An 18919-nucleotide genomic window follows, 5' to 3' on the forward strand; every position below is an offset into this window, starting at 1 on the left:
CCCGCCCGCCGGCCCGTCCCCAGCCCCGCCCGCCGGCCCGGGCCCGGCAGGCCCGTCGGGCGACACGGCTGCGGCGGCCTGGTGGGCCAGGTCGGCCAGGGCGTCGTCGAGGCCGGTGTGGTCGTCGGGGGTGGGCCACGTGCGGACGAGGTCCCGCTGGCGGGGACCGCCCAGCAGGCCGACGGCCGACAGCACACCAGCCCGGGGCGGCACGACCACGGCTCGCATGCCGAGGGCGGCGGCCACCGCGCAGGCGTGCAGCGGCCCCGCGCCCCCGAACGCCACCAGGGCGAGGCCGGTCGGGTCGACCCCCCGCTCGACCGTGACCCGGCGCACGGCCCGTTCCATGCTGGCGTCGACCACGTCCACCACCCCCGAGGCGGTGACGCCCGCCCGGGCCAGGGCCCGTTCGGCGGCGGCCACGTCGAGCCGGCCCAGGCCGGCGAAGGCGGCGCCTGCCGGCACCCGGCCGAGCACGAGGTCGGCGTCGGTGACGGTGGCGTCTGTGCCACCGCGCCCGTAGCAGGCGGGGCCGGGGTCGGCTCCCGCGCTCTGGGGCCCGACGGCCAGCGCGCCACCGGGGTCGATGCGGGCGATCGACCCGCCGCCCGCCCCGATAATGTGGATGTCGAGGGCGGGCAGGCGCAGTGGGAACCCGGCGGCCAGGCGTCCCGGCGCGGGCTCCGGCACGCCGCCCTGCACGAGGCACACGTCGGTGCTCGTGCCGCCCATGTCGAAGGTGACGGCGTCGGGGAACCCGGCCGCGGACGCGGCCGCCGCCCCCGCCAGCACGCCGCCCGCCGGTCCGGAGAGCACCAGGGCCACCGGCAGGTCGGCGGCCTCGGCCGCCGGCACCAGCCCGCCGGCAGACGTCATGACCAGGACCTCGTCGGCCAGTTCCTCCAGGGACCGTACGTAGGCCCGGCACAGGGGCCGCAGGTAGGCGTTGACGACGGTCGTGACCGTCCGTTCGTACTCCCGGAACTCGGGGGCCACCTGGTGCGAGCACGTCACGTCGGACGCGCCGGCCGCGGCTAGGGCTGCGGCCACTGTCTTCTCATGGATAGGGACCAGGTCGGCGTGCAGCAGGCAGACGGCCACCGCGTCCACCCCCGGGGGCACGGGCGGCAGCGAGCCCAGGTCGACCGCCACGAGCTCGTGCCCGGCGGCGTCGAGCCGGCCCACCACTTCCAGCCGGTCGCGGCGGGCCACCAGCGGCTCGGGCCGGTCGGCGAACGGGTCGTAGAGCGAGGGCCTGTCCTGGCGGCCGATCTCGATCACGTCGGTCAACCCGGCGTTGGTGAACAGCGCCACCCGTGCCCCTCGCCGCTCGAGCAGGGCGTTGGTCGCCACCGTCGTGCCGTGGGCCACTACGGCCGGGCGGCCAGGCCCGGCCAGTTCGCCCAGGCCGGCGGCCACCGCCCGGGCCGGGGCTTCCGGGGTCGACAGCACCTTGGCCGTCCGGCCGTCCTCACCCACAAGGTCGGTGAAGGTGCCGCCCGTGTCCACTCCGCAACGCATCAGGAGGGGACACTATTGGTCGTGACCGACCCCGCCCCTGGTGGCCCCTCCCACGGCCCCCCCGGCGGCCGAGCTGGCGCCCACCGGGCGCCGCCGCCCACGCCCGTGGGCCCGTCGCGCTGGGCCCTGCCCAGCCCGGACCAGGCCTCCGAGGACGGGGTGGTCGGCGTGGGTGGGGACCTGGCCCCCGAGACGCTGGTGGACGCCTACCGGCGGGGCATGTTCCCGTGGCCCCACCCGGGCATGCCGCTGCCGTGGTTCTCGCCCGACCCCCGGGCCGTGGTCCGCCCCCACCGGGTGACGGTGGCCAAGTCCCTGCGCCAGCGCCTGCGCCGGTGCGGTTGGACGACGACCGTCGACGCCGACTTCGACGAGGTCGTAGCCGCCTGCGCACTGCGGCCGGGCGAGGGTACGTGGGTCAACCGGCCCATGCGCCAGGCCTACGGCCGCCTCCACCGTCTGGGGTGGGCCCACAGCCTCGAGGTCTGGGACGGGGAGCGCCTGGTGGGCGGCTTGTACGGGGTGCGGGTCGGCGCTTGCTTCACCGGCGAGTCGATGTTCCACCGGGCCACCGACGCCTCCAAGGCCGCGCTCGTCGACCTGTGCGCCCGCTGGGCCGAGGCCGGCGGTGAACTGGTCGACGTGCAACTGCCCACCGCTCACCTGGAGTCGATGGGCGCGGTCGCCGTCGACCGGGCGGACTTCCTGGCCGAGCTGGCCGAGGCCCGCCTGCGGACCGTGTGCATGGTCGTCGACCGGCTGGCGGTCGGCCGGCTGGTTCCTCCCCGGCCCGCGGGCTGACGACCATCACCTGGCCGTGGCCTGGCCCGTCGCCGCCTCGACGGGCTGGCCGTCCGCGGGCTGGTGCCTCCCCGGCCCGCGGGCTGGAGCCTCCCCGGCCCGCGGGCTGACGACCATCACCTGGCCGTGGCCTGGCCCGTCGCCGCCTCGACCGGCTGGCCGTCAGCGGGCTGGTTCCTCCCCGGCCCGTGGGCTGACGACCATCACCTGTTCCTCGCCTAGGGCGTCCTGGAGCGATCTCACCTGGCGGCCCACGACGGGGTCTTGGCCGTCCCACACCACCAGGGCCTCGTCGGAGTTGCGGGCCAGCCAGGCGTCGCGCCGGCGCAGGGCGGCACCCGCCTTCTCCCGGTCGGCGGGCGGGCGGGCCCCCAGCACGACCTGGCCCTTGGCCGCCCCCAGCAGGCCGGCGTAGCGCCGCCGGCTGGTAGCCGGCCAGGGCGAGTCGGGCTCGGGGTAGGGGAGGACAGCCACGTAGGGCACGCCCTCGCCGCCAGCGGCCTCGGCCGCCAGCTGTTCGGTGCCCAGGCCCAGGCCGGTCAGCACGACCAGGTCGGGGTGGACCTGCTGGTAGGCGGCCAGCAGCTCGGCCAGCCGGGCGCGGACGGCGCCCGCCACCGGGTTGTCGTCGCCCCAACCACCCAGCTCAGGAGGCTTGTGCCCGGTGACGACGAGCCGGAAGCCCTCGGGTACCCCGGCGTCTCGGCTCCCCCCGCCCGGCCCGGGCGCGTCGGCCGGGCCGAGGGTGGAGGGCGGCCCGTCACCGGTGCGACCCGCTTGCGCCCGGGCGGCCTCCACGGCCAGGCGGTCGACCAGGTCGTTGCCGGGGTCGCCGCCGTGGCCCTTGACCCACCGCCAACGGACGCGGCCCGGGTCGGCCCGCACGAGGCCCACCAGCGGTTCCCACAGGTCCCGGTTGGCCACGGGCTGGCGCGCCTTGTTGGTCCACCCGCGGGCCAGCCATCCCTCCCACCACCGGTCGCGGAAGCAGTTCACCACGTAAGTCGAGTCGCTCACGATCTCCAGGGGGCCGTCGAACGCCCTCACGGCCTCGAGCGCGGCCTTGATCTCCATGCGCTGGTTGGTGGTGTGGGGCTCGGCCCCGCTCTCGAACCGCCCCCCCGGCTCGGCCCACGCCCACCCCCCGGGCCCCGGGTTCCCCAGGCACGCGCCATCGGTGTAGACGGACCTCATCGCGCCCATCCTCCTACGCCATTCGAGCGGTGGCGCTCGCGTGAGCCTGGCTGTGGCGCAGGTGGTAGACGATGACCAGGCTCGAGACGGCGGCCCAGGCACACCACAGCGACACGAAGCCGGTGATGGTGGTGATCGCCAGCACGACCACGGCCACCAGGTTGACCGCCCCGTAGATCACCATCAGCCGGTGGCTGGAGGCCAGGAAGGTCCCCAAGGTCACGACCACGTAGACAGCGGTGAGCACGCCCCCGTGGAACAGGCGGGCCTCGTAGCTGAGGTGGTCACCGTGGTCCACGGCCGTCACCGGCCCCGTGAACACACCCCCCAGCAGGATCACGGCCACGAACGCCCCCACGATCCCCATGCGCTCCATCAGCCGCTGGCGGTCAGGGCGGGGCTCGATGGCTCTCACCGCGCGCGGGACGAGTAGGGGTAGCCCGAAGGCGATTACCAGGTAGGTGTAGACCGCGGCCTGGAACACCGACTCGGCCACCCGGCCCTCCACCCCCCACCACACGAAGACCTCGACGAGCTGGTGGAAGGCCAGGACGACGGGCAGCGACGCCAGGGCCAAGTGGGACGGCTCGCGCACGTGGCGCAGCCCGTCCACGGCGATGGCGCCGATGACGACGGCCATGGCCGCGTCGGCCTCGGCCGAGAAGCACACCTGCCGTCAGGCCTCCGCCAGCGGGCGGAACCGAAGGCTGGCCATCACCCCATCTTGCTACCCTTCGGGGCCGGCTCGGGCACTTGCCGCCGCCGGTGGTCACCAGCGGCGCGGCACACGCCGGCGGGAGTGCAAGCATGGAGCTGTGGAACCAGTGATCATCGACGGCTTCGCGCAGCAACTGCCCGACATCGACCCGGCCGAGACTGCGGAGTGGGTGGACTCGCTCGACGCCGTGATCGGGGCCCGGGGCCCCACGAGGGCCCGGTTCCTGCTCATGAAGCTCATGGAGCGGTCCCGGGAGGCGGGCGTTGGCTTCCCGGCGGCCGTGTCGACCCCTTATCTCAACTCCATCCCCCCCGAGCGGGAGGCGTGGTTCCCGGGCGACGAGGACACCGAGCGCCGCATCCGGGCCTTCATCCGCTGGAACGCGGCGGTCATGGTCACCCGGGCCAACAGCCGGGCCGAGGGGATCGGCGGCCACCTGGCCACGTACGCGTCGTCGGCGTCGCTCTACGAGGTCGGGTTCAACCACTTCTTCCGGGGCAAGGCCGACGGCCAGCCCGGTGACCAGGTCTTCTTCCAGGGCCATGCCGCTCCCGGGATCTACGCCCGTGCATTCCTCGAGCGCCGCCTCGACGAGGCCCAGCTCGACCACTTCCGCCAGGAGATCGCCGGGGCGCTGGCCGGGGTCGGGGGCCTGTCCAGCTACCCCCACCCGCGGCTCATGCCCGACTTCTGGGAGTTCCCGACGGTCTCGATGGGCCTGGGCCCGATCACCGCCATCTACCAGGCCCGGTTCAACCGCTACCTGCTCAACCGCCAGCTCGCCGACACCAGCCGCTCGCGGGTGTGGTGCTTCGTGGGCGACGGCGAGTGCGACGAACCCGAGACGCTGGGCGCGCTCACGCTGGCCTCGCGCGAGCAGCTCGACAACCTGATCTTCGTGGTGAACTGCAACCTCCAGCGCCTCGACGGCCCGGTGAGGGGCAACGGCAAGATCATCCAGGAGCTCGAGGCCGTGTTCCGGGGTGCAGGCTGGAACGTGCTCAAGGTCGTGTGGGGCTCGAAGTGGGACCAGCTCCTGGCCCAGGACGTCGACGGCGTCCTGCTCAACAAGATGAACACGACCCTCGACGGCGAGTACCAGAAGTACTCGGTCGAGTCCGGGGCCTACATCCGGGAGCACTTCTTCGGGCCCGACCCCCGCCTGCGGGCCATGGTCGAGGGGCTCACCGACGACGAGCTGCGCACCCTGCCTCGCGGCGGTCACGACTACCGCAAGCTCTACTCCGCCTACAAGGCGGCCGTCGCCCACCAGGGGGCCCCGACGGTCATCCTGGCCAAGACGATCAAGGGTTGGGCGCTCGGGCCCGATTTCGAGGCCCGCAACGCCACCCACCAGATCAAGAAGATGTCGAAGAAGGAGCTGTTGGTCTTCCGCGACCGTTTGTTCCTCCACGAGGAGATCCCCGACAACGCTCTCGACGCCGACCAGCCGCCTTACTACCGGCCGTCCCCGGGGTCCCCCGAGCACGAGTACATGATGGAGCGGCGCCAGGCCCTGGCCGGCTCCCTTCCCCACCGCGTCGTGCGGGCCAAGCCTCTGCCCCTGCCCAAGGCGACGGTGTTCGACGACTTGCGCAAGGGCTCGGGCAAGCGGCAGTTCTCGACCACGATGGCCTTCGCCAACCTCCTGCGCGGGCTGTTGCGCGACAAAGGGCTGGGGCCGCGGGTCGTGCCCATCATCCCCGACGAGGCCCGCACCTTCGGGATGGACGCCCTGTTCCCCGAGGTCAAGATCTACGCCCCGTTCGGCCAGCTCTACGACCCCGTCGACTCGCACCTGCCCCTCTCCTACAAGGAGTCGGCGATGGGCCAGATCCTCGAGGAGGGCATCACCGAGGCGGGCTCCATGGCCAGCTTCACGGCCGCCGGCACGGCCTACGCCACCCACGGGGTGACCATGGTGCCCTTCTACACGTTCTATTCGATGTTCGGGTTCCAGCGCATCGGCGACCTGATCTGGGCGTTCGGCGACATCCGGGGCAAGGGCTTCTTGTGCGGGGCCACGGCGGGGCGCACGACCCTCAAGGGCGAGGGCCTCCAGCACGCCGACGGCCACAGCCTGGTGCTGGCGTCCACCGTCCCCAACATCGCGGCCTACGACCCGGCCTTCGCCTATGAGCTGGCGACCATCGTGGAGGACGGCCTGCGCCGCATGTACGGCCCCGAGCCCGAGGACGTCTTCTACTACGTCACCCTCTACAACGAGAACTACACGATGCCGTCGATGCCCGAGGGCGCGGCCGAGGGGATCGTTAGGGGCCTCTACCGGTTCGCCCCGGCGCCTGAGGGGCCGTCGCGGCGGGCGACGGTCATCTTCTCGGGATCGGCCCAGGGGGCGGCCCGGGAGGCCCAACGCCTGCTGGCCGAGCGCCACGACGTGGCCGCCGAGCTGTGGAGCGCCACGTCGTTCAAGGCCCTGCGGGAGGACGCCCTGGCGGCCGAGCGATGGAACCGCCTGCACCCGTTGGAGGCCCCCCGGGTGCCCTACGTGACCGAGGTGCTGTCTTCCGCCGAGGGACCGTTCGTGGCCGTGACCGACTTCATGAAGGCGGTCCCCGACCAGGTGGCCCGCTGGGTCCCCGGCCCCTTCGTCCCCCTGGGCACCGACGGGTTCGGACGGTCCGACACCCGGACACAGCTGCGCCGCCACTTCGAGACCGACGCCCCCCACGTGGTGGTCGCTGTCCTCCAGTCGTTGGCCAACGCCCACGAGGCCAAGGCCGACGAAGTGGCCGACGCCATCGCCGCCTACGGTCTCGACCCCGAGGCCCCCGACCCCCGGGTGGCCTGACCGCGGCCGCCACGGTCGGCCTACGATCCTGGGGTGCCCGCACCGAAGAAGACCGCCGTAGTGCTCCCGCTGTCCGGTGACCCCGAGGCCGACGAACTGCTGTCGGCCGACCCGCTGGCCCTGCTGATCGGCATGCTGCTCGACCAGCAGGTCCCCATGGAACGGGCCTTCCACAGCCCCTACGACCTCAAGCGGAGGATGGGCGGCCGGCTCGACGTGAACGAGATCGCGTCAATGGCCCCCGACGAGCTCTCCGCGCTCTTTGCCGAGCGCCCGGCCCTGCACCGGTTCCCCGGTTCGATGGCGGGCCGCACCCAGGAGCTGGCCCGCCACCTGATCGAGCACCACGGAGGACAGGCGGCGGCGGTGTGGACCTCGGCGGCCACCGGCCAGGAGCTGTTGTCCAACGTCAAGGCCTTGCCCGGGTTCGGGGAGCAGAAGGCCCGGATATTCGTGGCCCTGCTGGCCAAACGGCTGGGCGTCAAGCCTCCGGGCTGGGAAGAGGTGGCCGGCCCGTTCGGCCAACCGGGCTGGTTCTCGGTGGCCGACATCGACGGCCCGGAGGCCCTGGCCCGGGTGCGCGAGCACAAGAAGGCCATGAAGGCCGAGGCCAAGGCCCGCAAATAGGCGTACCGGGCACGTGCCCCCGCCGCTCGATCGCCAGCGAGCCGGGTGGCGATGGGGGAGCAGCGCCCGGCGGCGCGCCCGGGGCGAGAGCTCCGAGCGGCAGCCGTTCGTGGCCCCACGGAGCCACGGGAGCGAGCCGAGTACGGTCTCGGCCATGTTGGTGACGGCCAACGGGGCGCCCGTCGAGCTGCCGCAGGGGGCGACGGTCGTCGATCTACTCCACCACCTGGGCCTGGGCCGGCGCTGGGTGGTCGTCGAACGCAACGGGGAGCCCGTGCCTCGGGCCGACATGGCTTCGACCGTCCTCGACGCCGGCGACCGCCTGGAGCTGGTGAGGGCCGTGGCCGGCGGTTGATGGCCAACGCCCTGCTGGCGGGCCGCCGCCTCTACCTCTGCACGTCCGACCGCCCCGACCTTGCCCAGTTCTTGGAGGCGTGCATCGACGGCGGGGTCGACGTCGTCCAGTTGCGGGACAAGCTCCTGGAGGCCCGGCCTCTGCTCCGGCGGGCCCGGCTGGCGGCCCTGGTATGTCGCGACCGGGGTGTGCCCTTCATCCTCAACGACCGTCCCGACCTTGCGCTGGAGGCCGGCGCCGACGGCGTGCACGTCGGCCAGGACGACGCCCCGCCCGGGCTGGCTCGACGCATCCTGGGGACGGGCGCCATCGTCGGTCTGTCGACTCACGCGCCCGCCGAGCTCGACGCCGCCGGCCCCGAGCCCGTCGACTACGTGTCGGCCGGGCCGGTGGCGCCCACCCCGACCAAGCCGGGGCGCGACGGCACGGGCCTCGACTACCTGGCTTACGCGGCCGCCCGCTCCCGGCGCCCGTGGTTCGTCACCGGCGGGGTCACGCCCGAGACCGTCGGGGACATGGTGGCGGTCGGGGCCGAACGCTTCGTGGTCGTCCGGTGGCTGACCCAGGCCCACGACCCGCGCCGGGCGGCCTCGGCCCTGCGTGCCGCCATCGACGAGGCCCTCGCCGCCGCCCACTGACCCCAGGCCGTGTGCGGCCGCCCGCCGCGCACCGCTGCCCATCCCCGCCGGCCGCCGGCCCAGCCCTCGCCGCCGCCCGACCCAGGCCAGCCGCCGGCGCAGCCGCCCGACCCAGGCCGCCGGCCGCCGGCCCAGCCCTCGCCGCCGCCCACTGACCCCAGGCCGTGTGCGGCCGCCCGCCGCGCACCGCTGCTCATCCCCGCCGGCCGCCGCCCCAGCCCTCGCCGCCGCCCGACCCAGGCCGTGTGCAGCCGCCCGCCGCTGGCTGACTGCCGGCCCACCCAGCGACCACCCGTCGCCTTCAGGTGGCCCGCTGGCGGTCCATCCACCCGATCACGAAGGCCACCGCCCGGGGGTCGTGGCGCAGGCGATGGCCGGCCCCGTAGACGAGGCGCAACTCGGCGCTGGGACCGGCGGCCGTGGCCAGGGTGCGGGCGTCCTGGGATGGGACCCGGTCGTCGTCGGTGCCGTGCACGAGCAGGAGGGGCCGCGGCGGCACCTGGTCGACCACGTCGAGGGCCCGGACCTCGGCCAGTTCCCGGCCCCAGGCGTCCACGTCGGGTGGGAAGGCCCGGTTGGGGATGACCCCGATCTGGCGGGCCTGGTCCAGGAACCGGCGGGGGTGGGCGGCCCACACGTCGAAGGTGGCGGGCGCGGCCAAGGCGGCCACCCCCCGCACCCTCTCGTCCTCGGCGGCCTGGACGATGGCCAGCGCCCCCCCGGTGCTCGATCCCGCCAGCCAGATGCCGCTGACCTCCTCTGCCTGCAGGTGGTCGATCGCCGCCGCCAGGTCGGCCAGCCAGCCCCGCAGGGAGAAGTTGCCGGCCGAGCGGCCCGCGCCTCGGAAGTTGAAGGTCAGCACCGCCCAGCCCGTCTCGGCCGACAGGTGTTCGGCGAACGACGGGTAGGTCTTGCCCGAGGTGGCCGCTCCGCCCGGCCCGCTGGGGAAGCCGTGGCATAGCACCAGCCCGGGCGGCCGCCGCCCGCCTCCGGCCGAGGGCATCACCAGGTGGCCAGCCAGGGGCAGGCCCTCGGAGTCGATCGTCACCTCAGTCAACGCCGCCCTACCCCTCATGATCGGTGTGACGCGACGAAGGGGCGCGCCACGCGCCCCTTCGTCGTCAAGAGCTGGATAAGGAACCCAAGGGCCGAGGACTGCTCCGGGCGGGACCATCTCCCGGCTCGCTTCCCTTGGTGGTGGCTGGCGGGATTCACCAGCCCGGCCCAGCTGCCAGCTAGTGGTCAGCCACCTCCGGGGTCCCAGGACAACTATCGATCAGCTGGACCACCTCCTTTCTCCGGTACCGGATATGAAAGCACAACCGGCGGGCGAAGTGGGGTGATTTCCGGCTTAGCGAGAGCTGGTGGAGGGCCGGTCAGGGCTCCGGGCCGGGGTCGGTGAGGGGGCCGACGGCGCCGATGTCGGTGAGGTAGCCCATCTGGGCCTCCAGCACGGCGTTGACCTGGGCGGCCGTGTAGCCCGTGCCCGCGTCGGCTGACCGCTTCATCACGAAGCTGGCCGACTCCGCCCCGGTCACGACCACGGGGCCGTCGAGGTGGGGCCCGCTGCCGTTGCCGGCCACGCCCTTGAGCCGGAAGTACTCCAGGTGCCAGTCGATGATCTGGCGCACGTCGTCGGGGGAGAGCACGGCCGCCACATCGTCGCTCACGTGGTCGCAGACCCAGGCCACGGCGTCATCGAAGTTGAAGGTGCGCTCTACGGGCACGGCCGCCAGCCGGCGGGCTTCGCGCCCGATGACCACGGCGGCGATGGCGAACACGGCCAGGGCGGCCACGACGACCAGCAGGATCCCCACGGCCCGAGACTACCGAGGGCGTGAGCGCGGGCAATACTCGGGCCATGGCTGACGGTCTGCACTACGAGGACGAGAACCTGGCGGTGACCAAGGTGGTGGTCGGGCCCATGGACAACAACGTCTTCGTTGCCCGGTGCCGGCACACCGGCGAGTCGGTGCTGATCGACGCGGCCAACGAGGCCGACCGGGTGCTCGAGCTGTGCCGGCGCCTGAACGTGGGCAAGGTGCTCGAGACCCATGGCCACGCCGACCACATCGGGGCCGTACCCGCCGTCCGGGAGGCGGGCTACGACGTGTGGGTGATGGCCGGCGATGCGGCCATGCTGCCCGGCTACGACCACCTGATCGAGGACGGGCAGGTGATCGAGGCCGGCCGCCTACGTCTGCACTGCCTGCACACGCCGGGCCACACACCCGGGTCGGTCTGCTTCCTGGTCGAGGGCTCGCCGGTGTTGTTCGCGGGCGACACGCTCTTCCCCGGGGGGCCGGGGGCGACGCGGGGACCGCTGGGCGACTTCCCGACGATCCTGCGCTCGATCGAGACGAGGCTCTTCACCCTGCCGGACGACACGGTCGTCATGCCCGGCCATGGGCTCGACACCACGATCGGTAAGGAAAAGCCGCACCTTCAGGAGTGGGCCGAGCGCGGTTGGTGACAACTCGGTGCCGTGGCTCTCAATAGGTGTGACGAACACCTATTGAGAGCTGCCCACCAGGGTGGGAGCATCTGAACGCCCGGGGGGGCAAGGCTGTGCCAATCGGCGCCCGACGCGCCGGCGGGGCTCTCGTGGGCTGGTCCGATCGACCACCGAGGGGAGAAGGCGTGGATCGTGTTACGGCACCGGCCACCCGTTCAGGCGGGCAGGCTCCGAAGAAGAGGTCCTGGCGGGCCCAGCTGGCTGTGGGGGTGACAGCCTGTGCCGTGTTGGCGCAGGGCTCCGTCTCGGGGGCGCAGTCCCAGACGGCGGAAGCCCCGACGACCCCCGTGCACGCCACGTGGGCCGATCTGTCGCCTGGGCGCATGTACTCCAGCCCGGCCTTCGCGGTCGACCCCAAGGACCCCAAGCGGGTCGTGGCCGGCTTCGCCGACCTGTTCACCCGCCGGTGCGGGCTGCTGCGCTCGACCGACGGCGCCGCCACATGGAGGTTGGCCGAAGGCTCCCCGGCCCTGGCCTCGTACCCGTTCTGCTCGCAGTCCCAGGGCAGCCAGATCCAGGCCCCAGTGGCCTTCGGCCGCAGCGGCACGCTCTACATGGCCCTTGGCGGCTGGGACGACCCCGACGGGGCACGCACGGGCGGTGCCATCCTGCTGGCCCGGTCCGACGACTTGGGCGACACCTGGGAGACCGTCGAGGTGTACTCGGCCCGGGGCAAGACGGGTGAGGATGCCGAGAACGTGAGGCCCATCCACAGCCTGGCCGTCGACACCCGCACCGGGGGCGACGATCTCATCTACGTCACCTACAACCTGGCCCGGCCTGGACGAACGGCGCCTAACCAGTCGCCCACCGTCCCGATCGTGGCCGTGTCGCGCGACGGCGGCCGCACCTTCGGCACGCCGGTCGACCTGTCCAGCGGGGTGTTCGAGGCTCAGGCCCTGCGCGACCAGGCCTTCACGGCCATCACGACTACGACCCTGGCCCCCAACGCGTCGACCACGACCACCACGGCCCCGGCCGCCGGTTCGCTGCGGGCCACGCCCAACCAGGCCGCCAACTTCGGTGGCAGCACCAGCCGGTTCCACGTCCAGGCCCGGGTCGACGGCCAGGGCAACGCCTACGTCCACTGGATGTCGGGCAGCGCCAACCTGACGCCGGCGCCGCCCACGGCCCACTTCATCTCCCGCTCGAGCGACGGGGGCCAGACGTGGACCACCGAGATGGCCATCCCGTTCGACTACGAGAACGCCGCGCCGCGCTTCGAGGTCAGCCCCGGCGGGGTGCTCCACATGGTGTACCACCGCAACCCCGACGGGATTAACAGCAACGGCGAGGTGTTCCACCGTGCTTCCAGCGACGGTGGCCGCACGTGGACCGAGCCCAAGGTCCTGACCGACGACAACCCGGCCGACTACTTCGGCCAGTACTTCCCCAACATCAGCGTGGCCCCCAACGGCCGGGTCGACGTGGTGTGGTGGGACACGCGCGACGACGTCGGGATCCGGTCCAACGACGTGTACTACACGTACTCCAACGACGACGGGGCCACGTGGAGCGCCAACCGGCGCATCACCGACCGCAGTGTCGACCGGCGCTACGGCGTGTGGGGCATCAACTACGACATCAACTCCCCGCCGGGCGTGGGATCGGTGAACCAGTACGCCATCTTCGGATGGGACGACACCCGCAACACCGACGTGTCCAACCCCGAGTACGCCTCCGGCTTCGGGGCGGGCACCCAGGACATCTACATCTCGGCCGTCCAGTTCGAGACCCTGGGCGGGGGGACATCGAGCACGGCCCAGATCGTCCTGGCGGCTACCGCCGGCCTCGTGGCCGTCGGGCTTGCCCTCCTGCTGGTCACCATGGCCGGCAAGCGCAAGTCGGGCCCGTCTCCGGCCCGCAAGACGGCCCCGAAGGAGGAGGCGGCGCCGGTCACCTGACGGGGGCCCCAGGAGCGGGAACCGCCAACAGCCGGCCGGGAGATCTCCCGGCCGGCTGTTGCGCGCCTGGCCTCGTCGGGCGCGACTGTCAACGAAGCGTCACGCGAGGGACGGCTCGATGTCGCATGACGACGCGACGATGACCCCACGTGGCTCCCGGCCGCGCAACCAGCCCTCCCAAGGGCCGCTCTCAAAGGGGGAGACGTTGAAGACTCGTAGATGGGCGCTGGTGACCATCGGTGCCGTGGGGACCATGGTGGCTTTCGCAGCAACAGCCTGGGCGTGCGTATCGGGCCCGGCGGTGAACCTCTCCACGGTCAACGCCCAGCCCGGCCAGGAGGTGACGGTCTCGGGCACCAACTTCCGCCAGCCCAACCCGGTGACCGTGCGCTGGAACGCGCTCGACGGGCCGGTGCTGGCCACATTCGACGAGCCCAGCAACCGCCTCATCGGCGGCACCTTCACCGTGCCCGCCGACGCTCGGGCCGGCAACTACGTCGTGATCTTCTCGCAGACCGACGAGCAGGGCTCGCTGACCCAGCTCCCGATCCGGGCCCTGCTGACGGTCACGCCTGACGGCAGCGCAGCCCCGGTCCTGGGCGGCGGCCTGGTCGCCGCGGATGTCGACCGGCCGGCGGGCCTGGTCATCGAGGACAACTCGGTCAGTGGCGCCACCCTCGCCCTGGTCGGCCTCGGGGTCGCCGGTATCGGCATGTTCGTCGCCGGTATGGCTGCCCTGTTCGCCGGCCGCGGCTCCAAGGCCCCCGTGGCGGTCCCCGCCCGGAGGTAGCAGCACCCGAGCTCACGCTCGCTCCTTGCACGGCTCTCCGGCCGGTCCCCGCTGTCGGGGGCCGGCCGGAGGTCGTTGGGCGCTTGCGGCCCCCGCATCGACAACAAGCTGTCGATGGCCAGCGCCGCCCGACCGAGCGAGCGCCAGCGACCCGGGTGCTCAGGCGGTCAGCGGTCGCCGGGGTTCGCGGAGGAGCTCGATGTCGTCGGTCAGGCCCTCCACGTGGAGGTCGTCACCGTCGACCTCGACGGTCACCCGGCGGCCGCCCAGGGGGACCCGGTCGATGCGCAGGCGGTTCATCCAACTGGGGAGAGCGGGCGCCATCCACACCTTGTGGTGGGGCATCCAGGGGTCGAGGCGCAGGACGGTCCGCAGGCACAGGAGGGGGGAGGCCGCGGCCCAGGCCTGGGGCGAGCACGACGACGGGTAGCTGACCGGGAACGGCAGGTCGCGCCGGCTGGTACCGCCGAACAGCTCGGGCAGGCGATGGCCCTGGTGGACGGCGGCGTCGATGATGCCGCCGATGACCCGGTGGGCCTCCTCGACGAACCCGTAGCGCATGAGCCCGGCGGCGCACAGGGCGTTGTCGTGGGGCCAGACCGATCCGTTGTGATAGCTGATCGGGTTGTAGCCGACCATCGACTCGGCCAGCGTACGGATCCCCCAACCGCTGAACATCTCGTCGGACAGCAGGCTCTTGGCCACCAGCGGTGCCCTCTCCTGGTCGACGATCCCCGTCCACAGGCAGTGGCCGATGTTGGAGGCCATGGCATCGATGGGCACCTTGTCGGCGTCTAGGCCCATTGCGAACCAACCCCGGTCCTCGATCCAGAAGTCGCGGTTGAAGCTGTCCTTCAAGGTGGCCGCCTTGGCCCGGTAGCGGGCGGCCGTCGAAGGGTCGTCCATCTCGTCGGCGAAGTAGGCCCGGGCCAGGTAGGCGGCGTAGGTGTACCCCTGGACCTCGGCCAGGGCGATGGGTGCCCGCGCCAGCCGGCCGTCGGCGAAGCGGATGGCGTTCCACGAGTCTTTCCAGCCCTGGTTCTGCAGGCCCCGGTCGGAGTAGCGCTTGTACTCGACGTAGCCGTCGCCGTCGCGGTCGCCGAACTTCTCGATCCACTCCATGGCCCGCTCCACGTGGGGGAGAAGGCTGTCGACCAACTCGGGGGCGAGGCCCCAGCGCCGCAGCTCGCCGAGCAGCATGACGAACAGGGGGGTGGCGTCGGCCGTGCCGTAGTAGACGCGGCCCCCGCCGAGCGACAGCGAAGGAGCTTCGCCGAAGCGCATCTCGTGGAGGATGCGGCCCGGCTCCTCCTCGCTGCGGGGGTCAACCTTGCGGCCTTGGAAGCGGGCCAGGGTCTGGAGCACCCCGAGGGCCAGGTCGGGGTCGAGGATCAGCGCCATGTAGGACGTGAGCAGCGAGTCTCGGCCGAAGAGGGTCATGAACCAGGGGGCGCCGGCCGCGATCACCGTGCGCTCGGGGAAGTCGGGGTCGAAGATGCGCAGGGCGCCCAGGTCCTCGGCGCTCTGGTCGACCGAGGCCTGGAGGGGGGCGTAGTCGGTCTGCACGGCCGGAACCTCCCGGCGCCACTTCTCCAGCCGGGCCTGGGGCATGGCCTGCTCAACGGGGATCCCGCAGCGGTAGCGGGGCTCGATCTCCTCCTGATCGATGATGGGCGTGAACAGCAGGCACGTGCTCCACTCGCCGCGGGCGGGCACGATCAGCTCGAAGGAGGCGATGTTGTCCGACAGGTGGGGCGAGCCGACGATCGACACTCTCAGGCCCTTGTGGACCCCTCCTCGGCGGTAACGGAACAGCAGGTGGTGGAGCCCGTCGCGACCCTCCACCGTGTCGACCTGCACGTCGCCGTCGGTACGGGGCCGGCCCTCCTTGACCTCGAACAGGTCGGCGAAGTCGGCGTTGAGGGTCAGCTCCAGCGAGCAGTACGCCGCTTCTTCGCCGTAGTTGTGGACGGCGACGTCCTCGCGCATGCCCCGGCCCACGTAGCGGCGCCGGAAGACGAGCAGAGAGCTGTCGGCCTGCCCCGACCGGGGATGGGACCGCTGCACGAAGGTGGCCGAGAACGGGGTGGTCCGTTCGGCCGAGAGAGGCTCGGGCCGCTGGTCGTTGACCCTGACCTCGAAGCGTGAGAGGAACCGGGTGTCGCGGAAGAACAGGCCCTGGGGCGTGTCCGGCAGCATGTCACCCGAACGCCCCGAGATCGAGAAGGCCGGCCCCTCCACCAGGGTCACCGCTCCGCCCAGCAATCCCAGAGAGGCGCTCGTCCCTGAAAAAGTCCACGGGTCGGCCACAGCCATCGGAGGATGGTAGTGGCGATGGGCCCGTCCGCCTGACGGGCGCCCCGCATTTCCACTACGCCGATAGGGGTAATAAGATCGGCCTAGCATGGACGACCCTGGCACGGACGAAACAGTGGCGCCGCTGTTCGCCATCGAGGGCCTGCACGTCTCGGCCGGGGGCACCGAGATCCTGCGGGGCGTCGACCTCTCGGTCCGGGCCGGCGAGGTGCATGCCCTGATGGGCCCGAACGGGTCGGGCAAGTCGACGCTGGCCAACGCCCTTCTCGGCCATCCCGACTACGAGGTCACCGCCGGGTCCGTACGCCTGCGAGGCGAGGACATCACCGGGTGGTCGACCGACGCCCGGGGCAAGGCCGGGATCTTCCTGGGCTTCCAGTACCCCGAGGAGATCCCCGGGGTGTCGGTCGTGCAGTTCCTGCGCCAGGCCCTCTCGGCCCGCAAGGGGATCGACCTGTCGGTCCTGGAGCTGCGGGTGGCGATCATGGACTGGATGGCCCGGCTGGGCATCGACCCGTCGTTCGGCGACCGCTACCTCAACGAGGGCTTCTCGGGAGGGGAGAAGAAGCGCAACGAGGTCCTGCAGATGGCCCTGCTCGAACCCGAGTTCGCGGTGCTCGACGAGACCGACTCGGGCCTCGACATCGACGCCCTCAAGGTCGTGTCCCGGGGCGTGCAGGAGGTACGCACCGACCGTCCCGAGCTGGGCGTGCTGCTCATCACCCACTACCAGCGGATCTTGCAGTACCTCGAGCCCGACGTGGTCCACATCCTGGTCAGTGGCCGGGTGGTCGAGAGCGGTGGCCCCGAGCTGGCCCGCCGCCTCGAGCGCGGGGGCTACGACTCGTGGCGATGAGCCCGCCGGTGGCCACGGGCCTCGACGGCCGGGCCGTACGCCGTGACTTCCCGATCTTCTCGGCCGACCACGGTGGCCGCCCCCTCGTCTATCTCGACTCGGCCGCCAGCTCCCAGAAGCCGCTGGCCGTGCTCGAGGCCATGGACCGTTATTACGCCACGACCCACGCCAACGTCCACCGGGGGGTCTACGCCATCGCCGAGGAGGCCACCGCCGAGTTCGAGGCGGCCCGGGCGGCCGTGGCCCGGTTCATCGGGGCACCCTCGCCGCGCGGGGTGGTGTTCACCAAGAACGCCACCGAGGCCGTCAACCTGGTGGCCCACAGCTGGGCCCGGGCCAACCTCGGTCCTGGCCACGCCGTGCTGTTGAGCGAGATCGAGCACCACGCCAACTTGGTGCCCTGGCTCATGCTCCGGGAGCGTACGGGTGTCGAGCTGCGGTTCCTGCCCCTGGGTGACGACGGCTACCTCGTGCTCGACGACCTCGAGCGCCTGCTCGACGGCGTGGGGCTGGTGGCCCTCACCGCCATGTCCAACGTGCTGGGCGTGATACCCCCGGTCCGCCGCATCGCCGACGCCGCTCACTCGGCCGGGGCCCTGGTGCTCGTCGACGGCGCCCAGTACGTGCCCCACCTGACCACCCGGGTGGCCGAGCTGGGCTGTGACTTCCTGGTGTTCTCGGGCCACAAGATGTGCGGGCCCACGGGGATCGGCGCGCTGTGGGGTCGCGAGGACCTGCTCGAAGCCATGCCGCCCTTCCTGGGCGGGGGTGAGATGATCCGCGACGTGCGCCTCGACGGGTTCCTGCCTAACGAGCTGCCGTGGAAGTTCGAGGCCGGCACCCCGCCGATCGCCGAGGCCATCGGGTTGTCGGCCGCCATCTCCTACCTCGACGGCCTGGGCATGGAGGCGGTCCGCGACCACGAGCTGGCCCTGACCGGTTACGCCCTGCGCACCCTCAAGGAGCGCCATGGCGACGACTTCACCGTCCACGGCCCGGCCGCGCTGGAGGAGCGGGGCGGCGTCCTGTCCTTCGACTACAAAGGGATCCACCCCCACGACCTCTCCCAGGTCCTCGACCAGTCGGGCGTGTGCGTGCGGGCCGGCCACCACTGCGCCAAGCCCCTGATGCGCCGCCTGGGCGTGGCCGCTACCGCCCGGGCCTCGTTCTACGTCTACAACGACGAGGACGACGTCGACGCCCTCTCCGAGGCGCTGGTGTCGGCGTCCGACCTCTTCTCGGTCTAGGTTCGGCGCTCTCGATGGCCGGGCTCGAAGACCTCTACCGGGAGATCATCCTCGACCACTACCGCAACCCCCGTAACCGGGGGGACCTGCCCGTGCCGCCCGCCCACCGGGTCGAGGGCTTCAACCCCCTGTGCGGCGACGAGGTGGTCGTGTACCTCTATACCGATGCCGACGGCAACGTGGCCGACGTCAAGATCTCGGGGCACGGGTGCTCCATCAGCCAGTCGTCGGCTTCGATGATGTCAGGTGCGGTCAAAGGCAAGACCATGGCCGAGGTCCGCTCGGTCATCAGGGCATTCAAGGCCATGATGTCGATCCACGAGAACCGCCTCGACGGTGACGGCCAGGAGGTGGAAGAGGCCGTGCTGCCTGACCCATCGGTGGCCCTGGGTGACCTGGAGGCCCTGCGAGGCGTGGTCAAGTTCCCCGTCCGCATCAAGTGCGCCACCTTGTCGTGGAACACGCTGGCTCAGGCCCTCGACGAGGCCGAGGCCGGTCCCGTCGCCGGTTGAGCCCATGTCCGGGGGGCGGGTTCGGGGGCTGGCGTTTGCGGTCGCCGGGCTGGCGCTGGTCATGGTTGGGTGTTCGACCGGAGGGCGGGCAGCAGCCCCGGCGGCTGCACCCA

At 72.2% G+C, this 18919-nt stretch carries 17 protein-coding genes; 11 read left to right on the top strand and 6 right to left on the bottom strand.

Features of this window, described 5'->3' with window-relative positions; translation table 11 throughout:
• On the bottom strand, positions 1-1521 hold a 1521-nt coding region (locus AB1673_04720), incomplete at its 3' end, for a hydantoinase/oxoprolinase family protein (protein MEW6153281.1).
• Between the two features lie 21 nt (positions 1522-1542).
• Between AB1673_04720 and aat the strand changes: the two genes are divergently transcribed.
• On the top strand, positions 1543-2322 hold the full coding sequence (gene aat / locus AB1673_04725; GenBank protein ID MEW6153282.1) for a leucyl/phenylalanyl-tRNA--protein transferase: 780 nt from the start codon (positions 1543-1545) through the stop codon (positions 2320-2322).
• Positions 2323-2484: 162 nt separating this feature from the next.
• Here the strand turns inward: aat and AB1673_04730 are convergent, their stop codons facing one another.
• Positions 2485-3516, bottom strand: coding sequence for an SLOG family protein (locus AB1673_04730; GenBank protein MEW6153283.1), 1032 nt, complete (start codon positions 3514-3516; stop codon positions 2485-2487).
• A 13-nt stretch (positions 3517-3529) separates the two neighbouring features.
• Complete coding sequence (locus AB1673_04735; GenBank protein MEW6153284.1) at positions 3530-4186, bottom strand: DUF6629 family protein; 657 nt, start codon at positions 4184-4186, stop codon at positions 3530-3532.
• 154 nt (positions 4187-4340) lie between these two features.
• On the opposite strand from AB1673_04735, the gene aceE reads away from it, so the two are divergent.
• The 4 genes from aceE (at position 4341) to thiE (ending at position 8666) form a co-directional block, all read left to right on the top strand.
• Complete coding sequence (gene aceE, locus AB1673_04740; GenBank protein MEW6153285.1) at positions 4341-7046, top strand: pyruvate dehydrogenase (acetyl-transferring), homodimeric type; 2706 nt, start codon at positions 4341-4343, stop codon at positions 7044-7046.
• Between the two features lie 33 nt (positions 7047-7079).
• Positions 7080-7673: an HhH-GPD-type base excision DNA repair protein gene (locus AB1673_04745; GenBank protein ID MEW6153286.1), complete on the top strand. Its 594-nt coding sequence runs from the start codon at positions 7080-7082 to the stop codon at positions 7671-7673.
• A gap of 154 nt (positions 7674-7827) precedes the next feature.
• Complete coding sequence (thiS, locus tag AB1673_04750) at positions 7828-8028, top strand: sulfur carrier protein ThiS (GenBank protein MEW6153287.1); 201 nt, start codon at positions 7828-7830, stop codon at positions 8026-8028.
• The gene (thiE, locus tag AB1673_04755; GenBank protein ID MEW6153288.1) at positions 8028-8666 is read left to right on the top strand and encodes a thiamine phosphate synthase; all 639 of its coding nucleotides are present in this window, start codon (positions 8028-8030) and stop codon (positions 8664-8666) included. Before thiS ends, thiE begins: the two co-directional genes overlap by 1 nt.
• Positions 8667-8967: 301 nt before the next feature.
• Here the strand turns inward: thiE and AB1673_04760 are convergent, their stop codons facing one another.
• Together AB1673_04760 and AB1673_04765 are read right to left on the bottom strand one after the other, a co-directional pair.
• The gene (locus AB1673_04760; protein MEW6153289.1) at positions 8968-9714 is read right to left on the bottom strand and encodes an alpha/beta fold hydrolase; all 747 of its coding nucleotides are present in this window, start codon (positions 9712-9714) and stop codon (positions 8968-8970) included.
• Positions 9715-10042: 328 nt separating this feature from the next.
• Positions 10043-10483, bottom strand: a complete 441-nt coding sequence (locus tag AB1673_04765; protein MEW6153290.1) for a hypothetical protein — start codon at positions 10481-10483, stop codon at positions 10043-10045.
• Between the two features lie 44 nt (positions 10484-10527).
• Here AB1673_04765 and AB1673_04770 point away from each other — a divergent pair, with 44 nt between their 5' ends.
• From AB1673_04770 to AB1673_04780, 3 genes are all read left to right on the top strand, one after another.
• Positions 10528-11139, top strand: a complete 612-nt coding sequence (locus AB1673_04770) for an MBL fold metallo-hydrolase (GenBank protein MEW6153291.1) — start codon at positions 10528-10530, stop codon at positions 11137-11139.
• Positions 11140-11408: 269 nt separating this feature from the next.
• Complete coding sequence (locus AB1673_04775) at positions 11409-13085, top strand: sialidase family protein (protein MEW6153292.1); 1677 nt, start codon at positions 11409-11411, stop codon at positions 13083-13085.
• A gap of 205 nt (positions 13086-13290) precedes the next feature.
• Positions 13291-13875, top strand: a complete 585-nt coding sequence (locus AB1673_04780; protein ID MEW6153293.1) for a hypothetical protein — start codon at positions 13291-13293, stop codon at positions 13873-13875.
• Between the two features lie 159 nt (positions 13876-14034).
• Here the strand turns inward: AB1673_04780 and AB1673_04785 are convergent, their stop codons facing one another.
• Positions 14035-16191: a glycogen debranching N-terminal domain-containing protein gene (locus AB1673_04785; protein MEW6153294.1), complete on the bottom strand. Its 2157-nt coding sequence runs from the start codon at positions 16189-16191 to the stop codon at positions 14035-14037.
• 88 nt (positions 16192-16279) lie between these two features.
• Between AB1673_04785 and sufC the strand changes: the two genes are divergently transcribed.
• From sufC to sufU, 3 genes are read left to right on the top strand one after another with little or no spacing between them, the layout of a single operon-like run.
• The gene (sufC, locus tag AB1673_04790; protein MEW6153295.1) at positions 16280-17047 is read left to right on the top strand and encodes a Fe-S cluster assembly ATPase SufC; all 768 of its coding nucleotides are present in this window, start codon (positions 16280-16282) and stop codon (positions 17045-17047) included.
• Entirely contained in the window at positions 17044-18294 is a 1251-nt protein-coding gene (locus tag AB1673_04795) for a SufS family cysteine desulfurase (protein ID MEW6153296.1), read from the top strand. Before sufC ends, AB1673_04795 begins: the two co-directional genes overlap by 4 nt.
• Positions 18295-18308: 14 nt before the next feature.
• On the top strand, positions 18309-18806 hold the full coding sequence (sufU, locus tag AB1673_04800) for a Fe-S cluster assembly sulfur transfer protein SufU (protein MEW6153297.1): 498 nt from the start codon (positions 18309-18311) through the stop codon (positions 18804-18806).
• Positions 18807-18919: the final 113 nt, after the last annotated feature.

The organism is Actinomycetota bacterium, from assembly GCA_040754375.1.
In the GTDB taxonomy this organism is placed as follows: Bacteria; Actinomycetota; Acidimicrobiia; order Acidimicrobiales; family AC-14; genus JBFMCT01.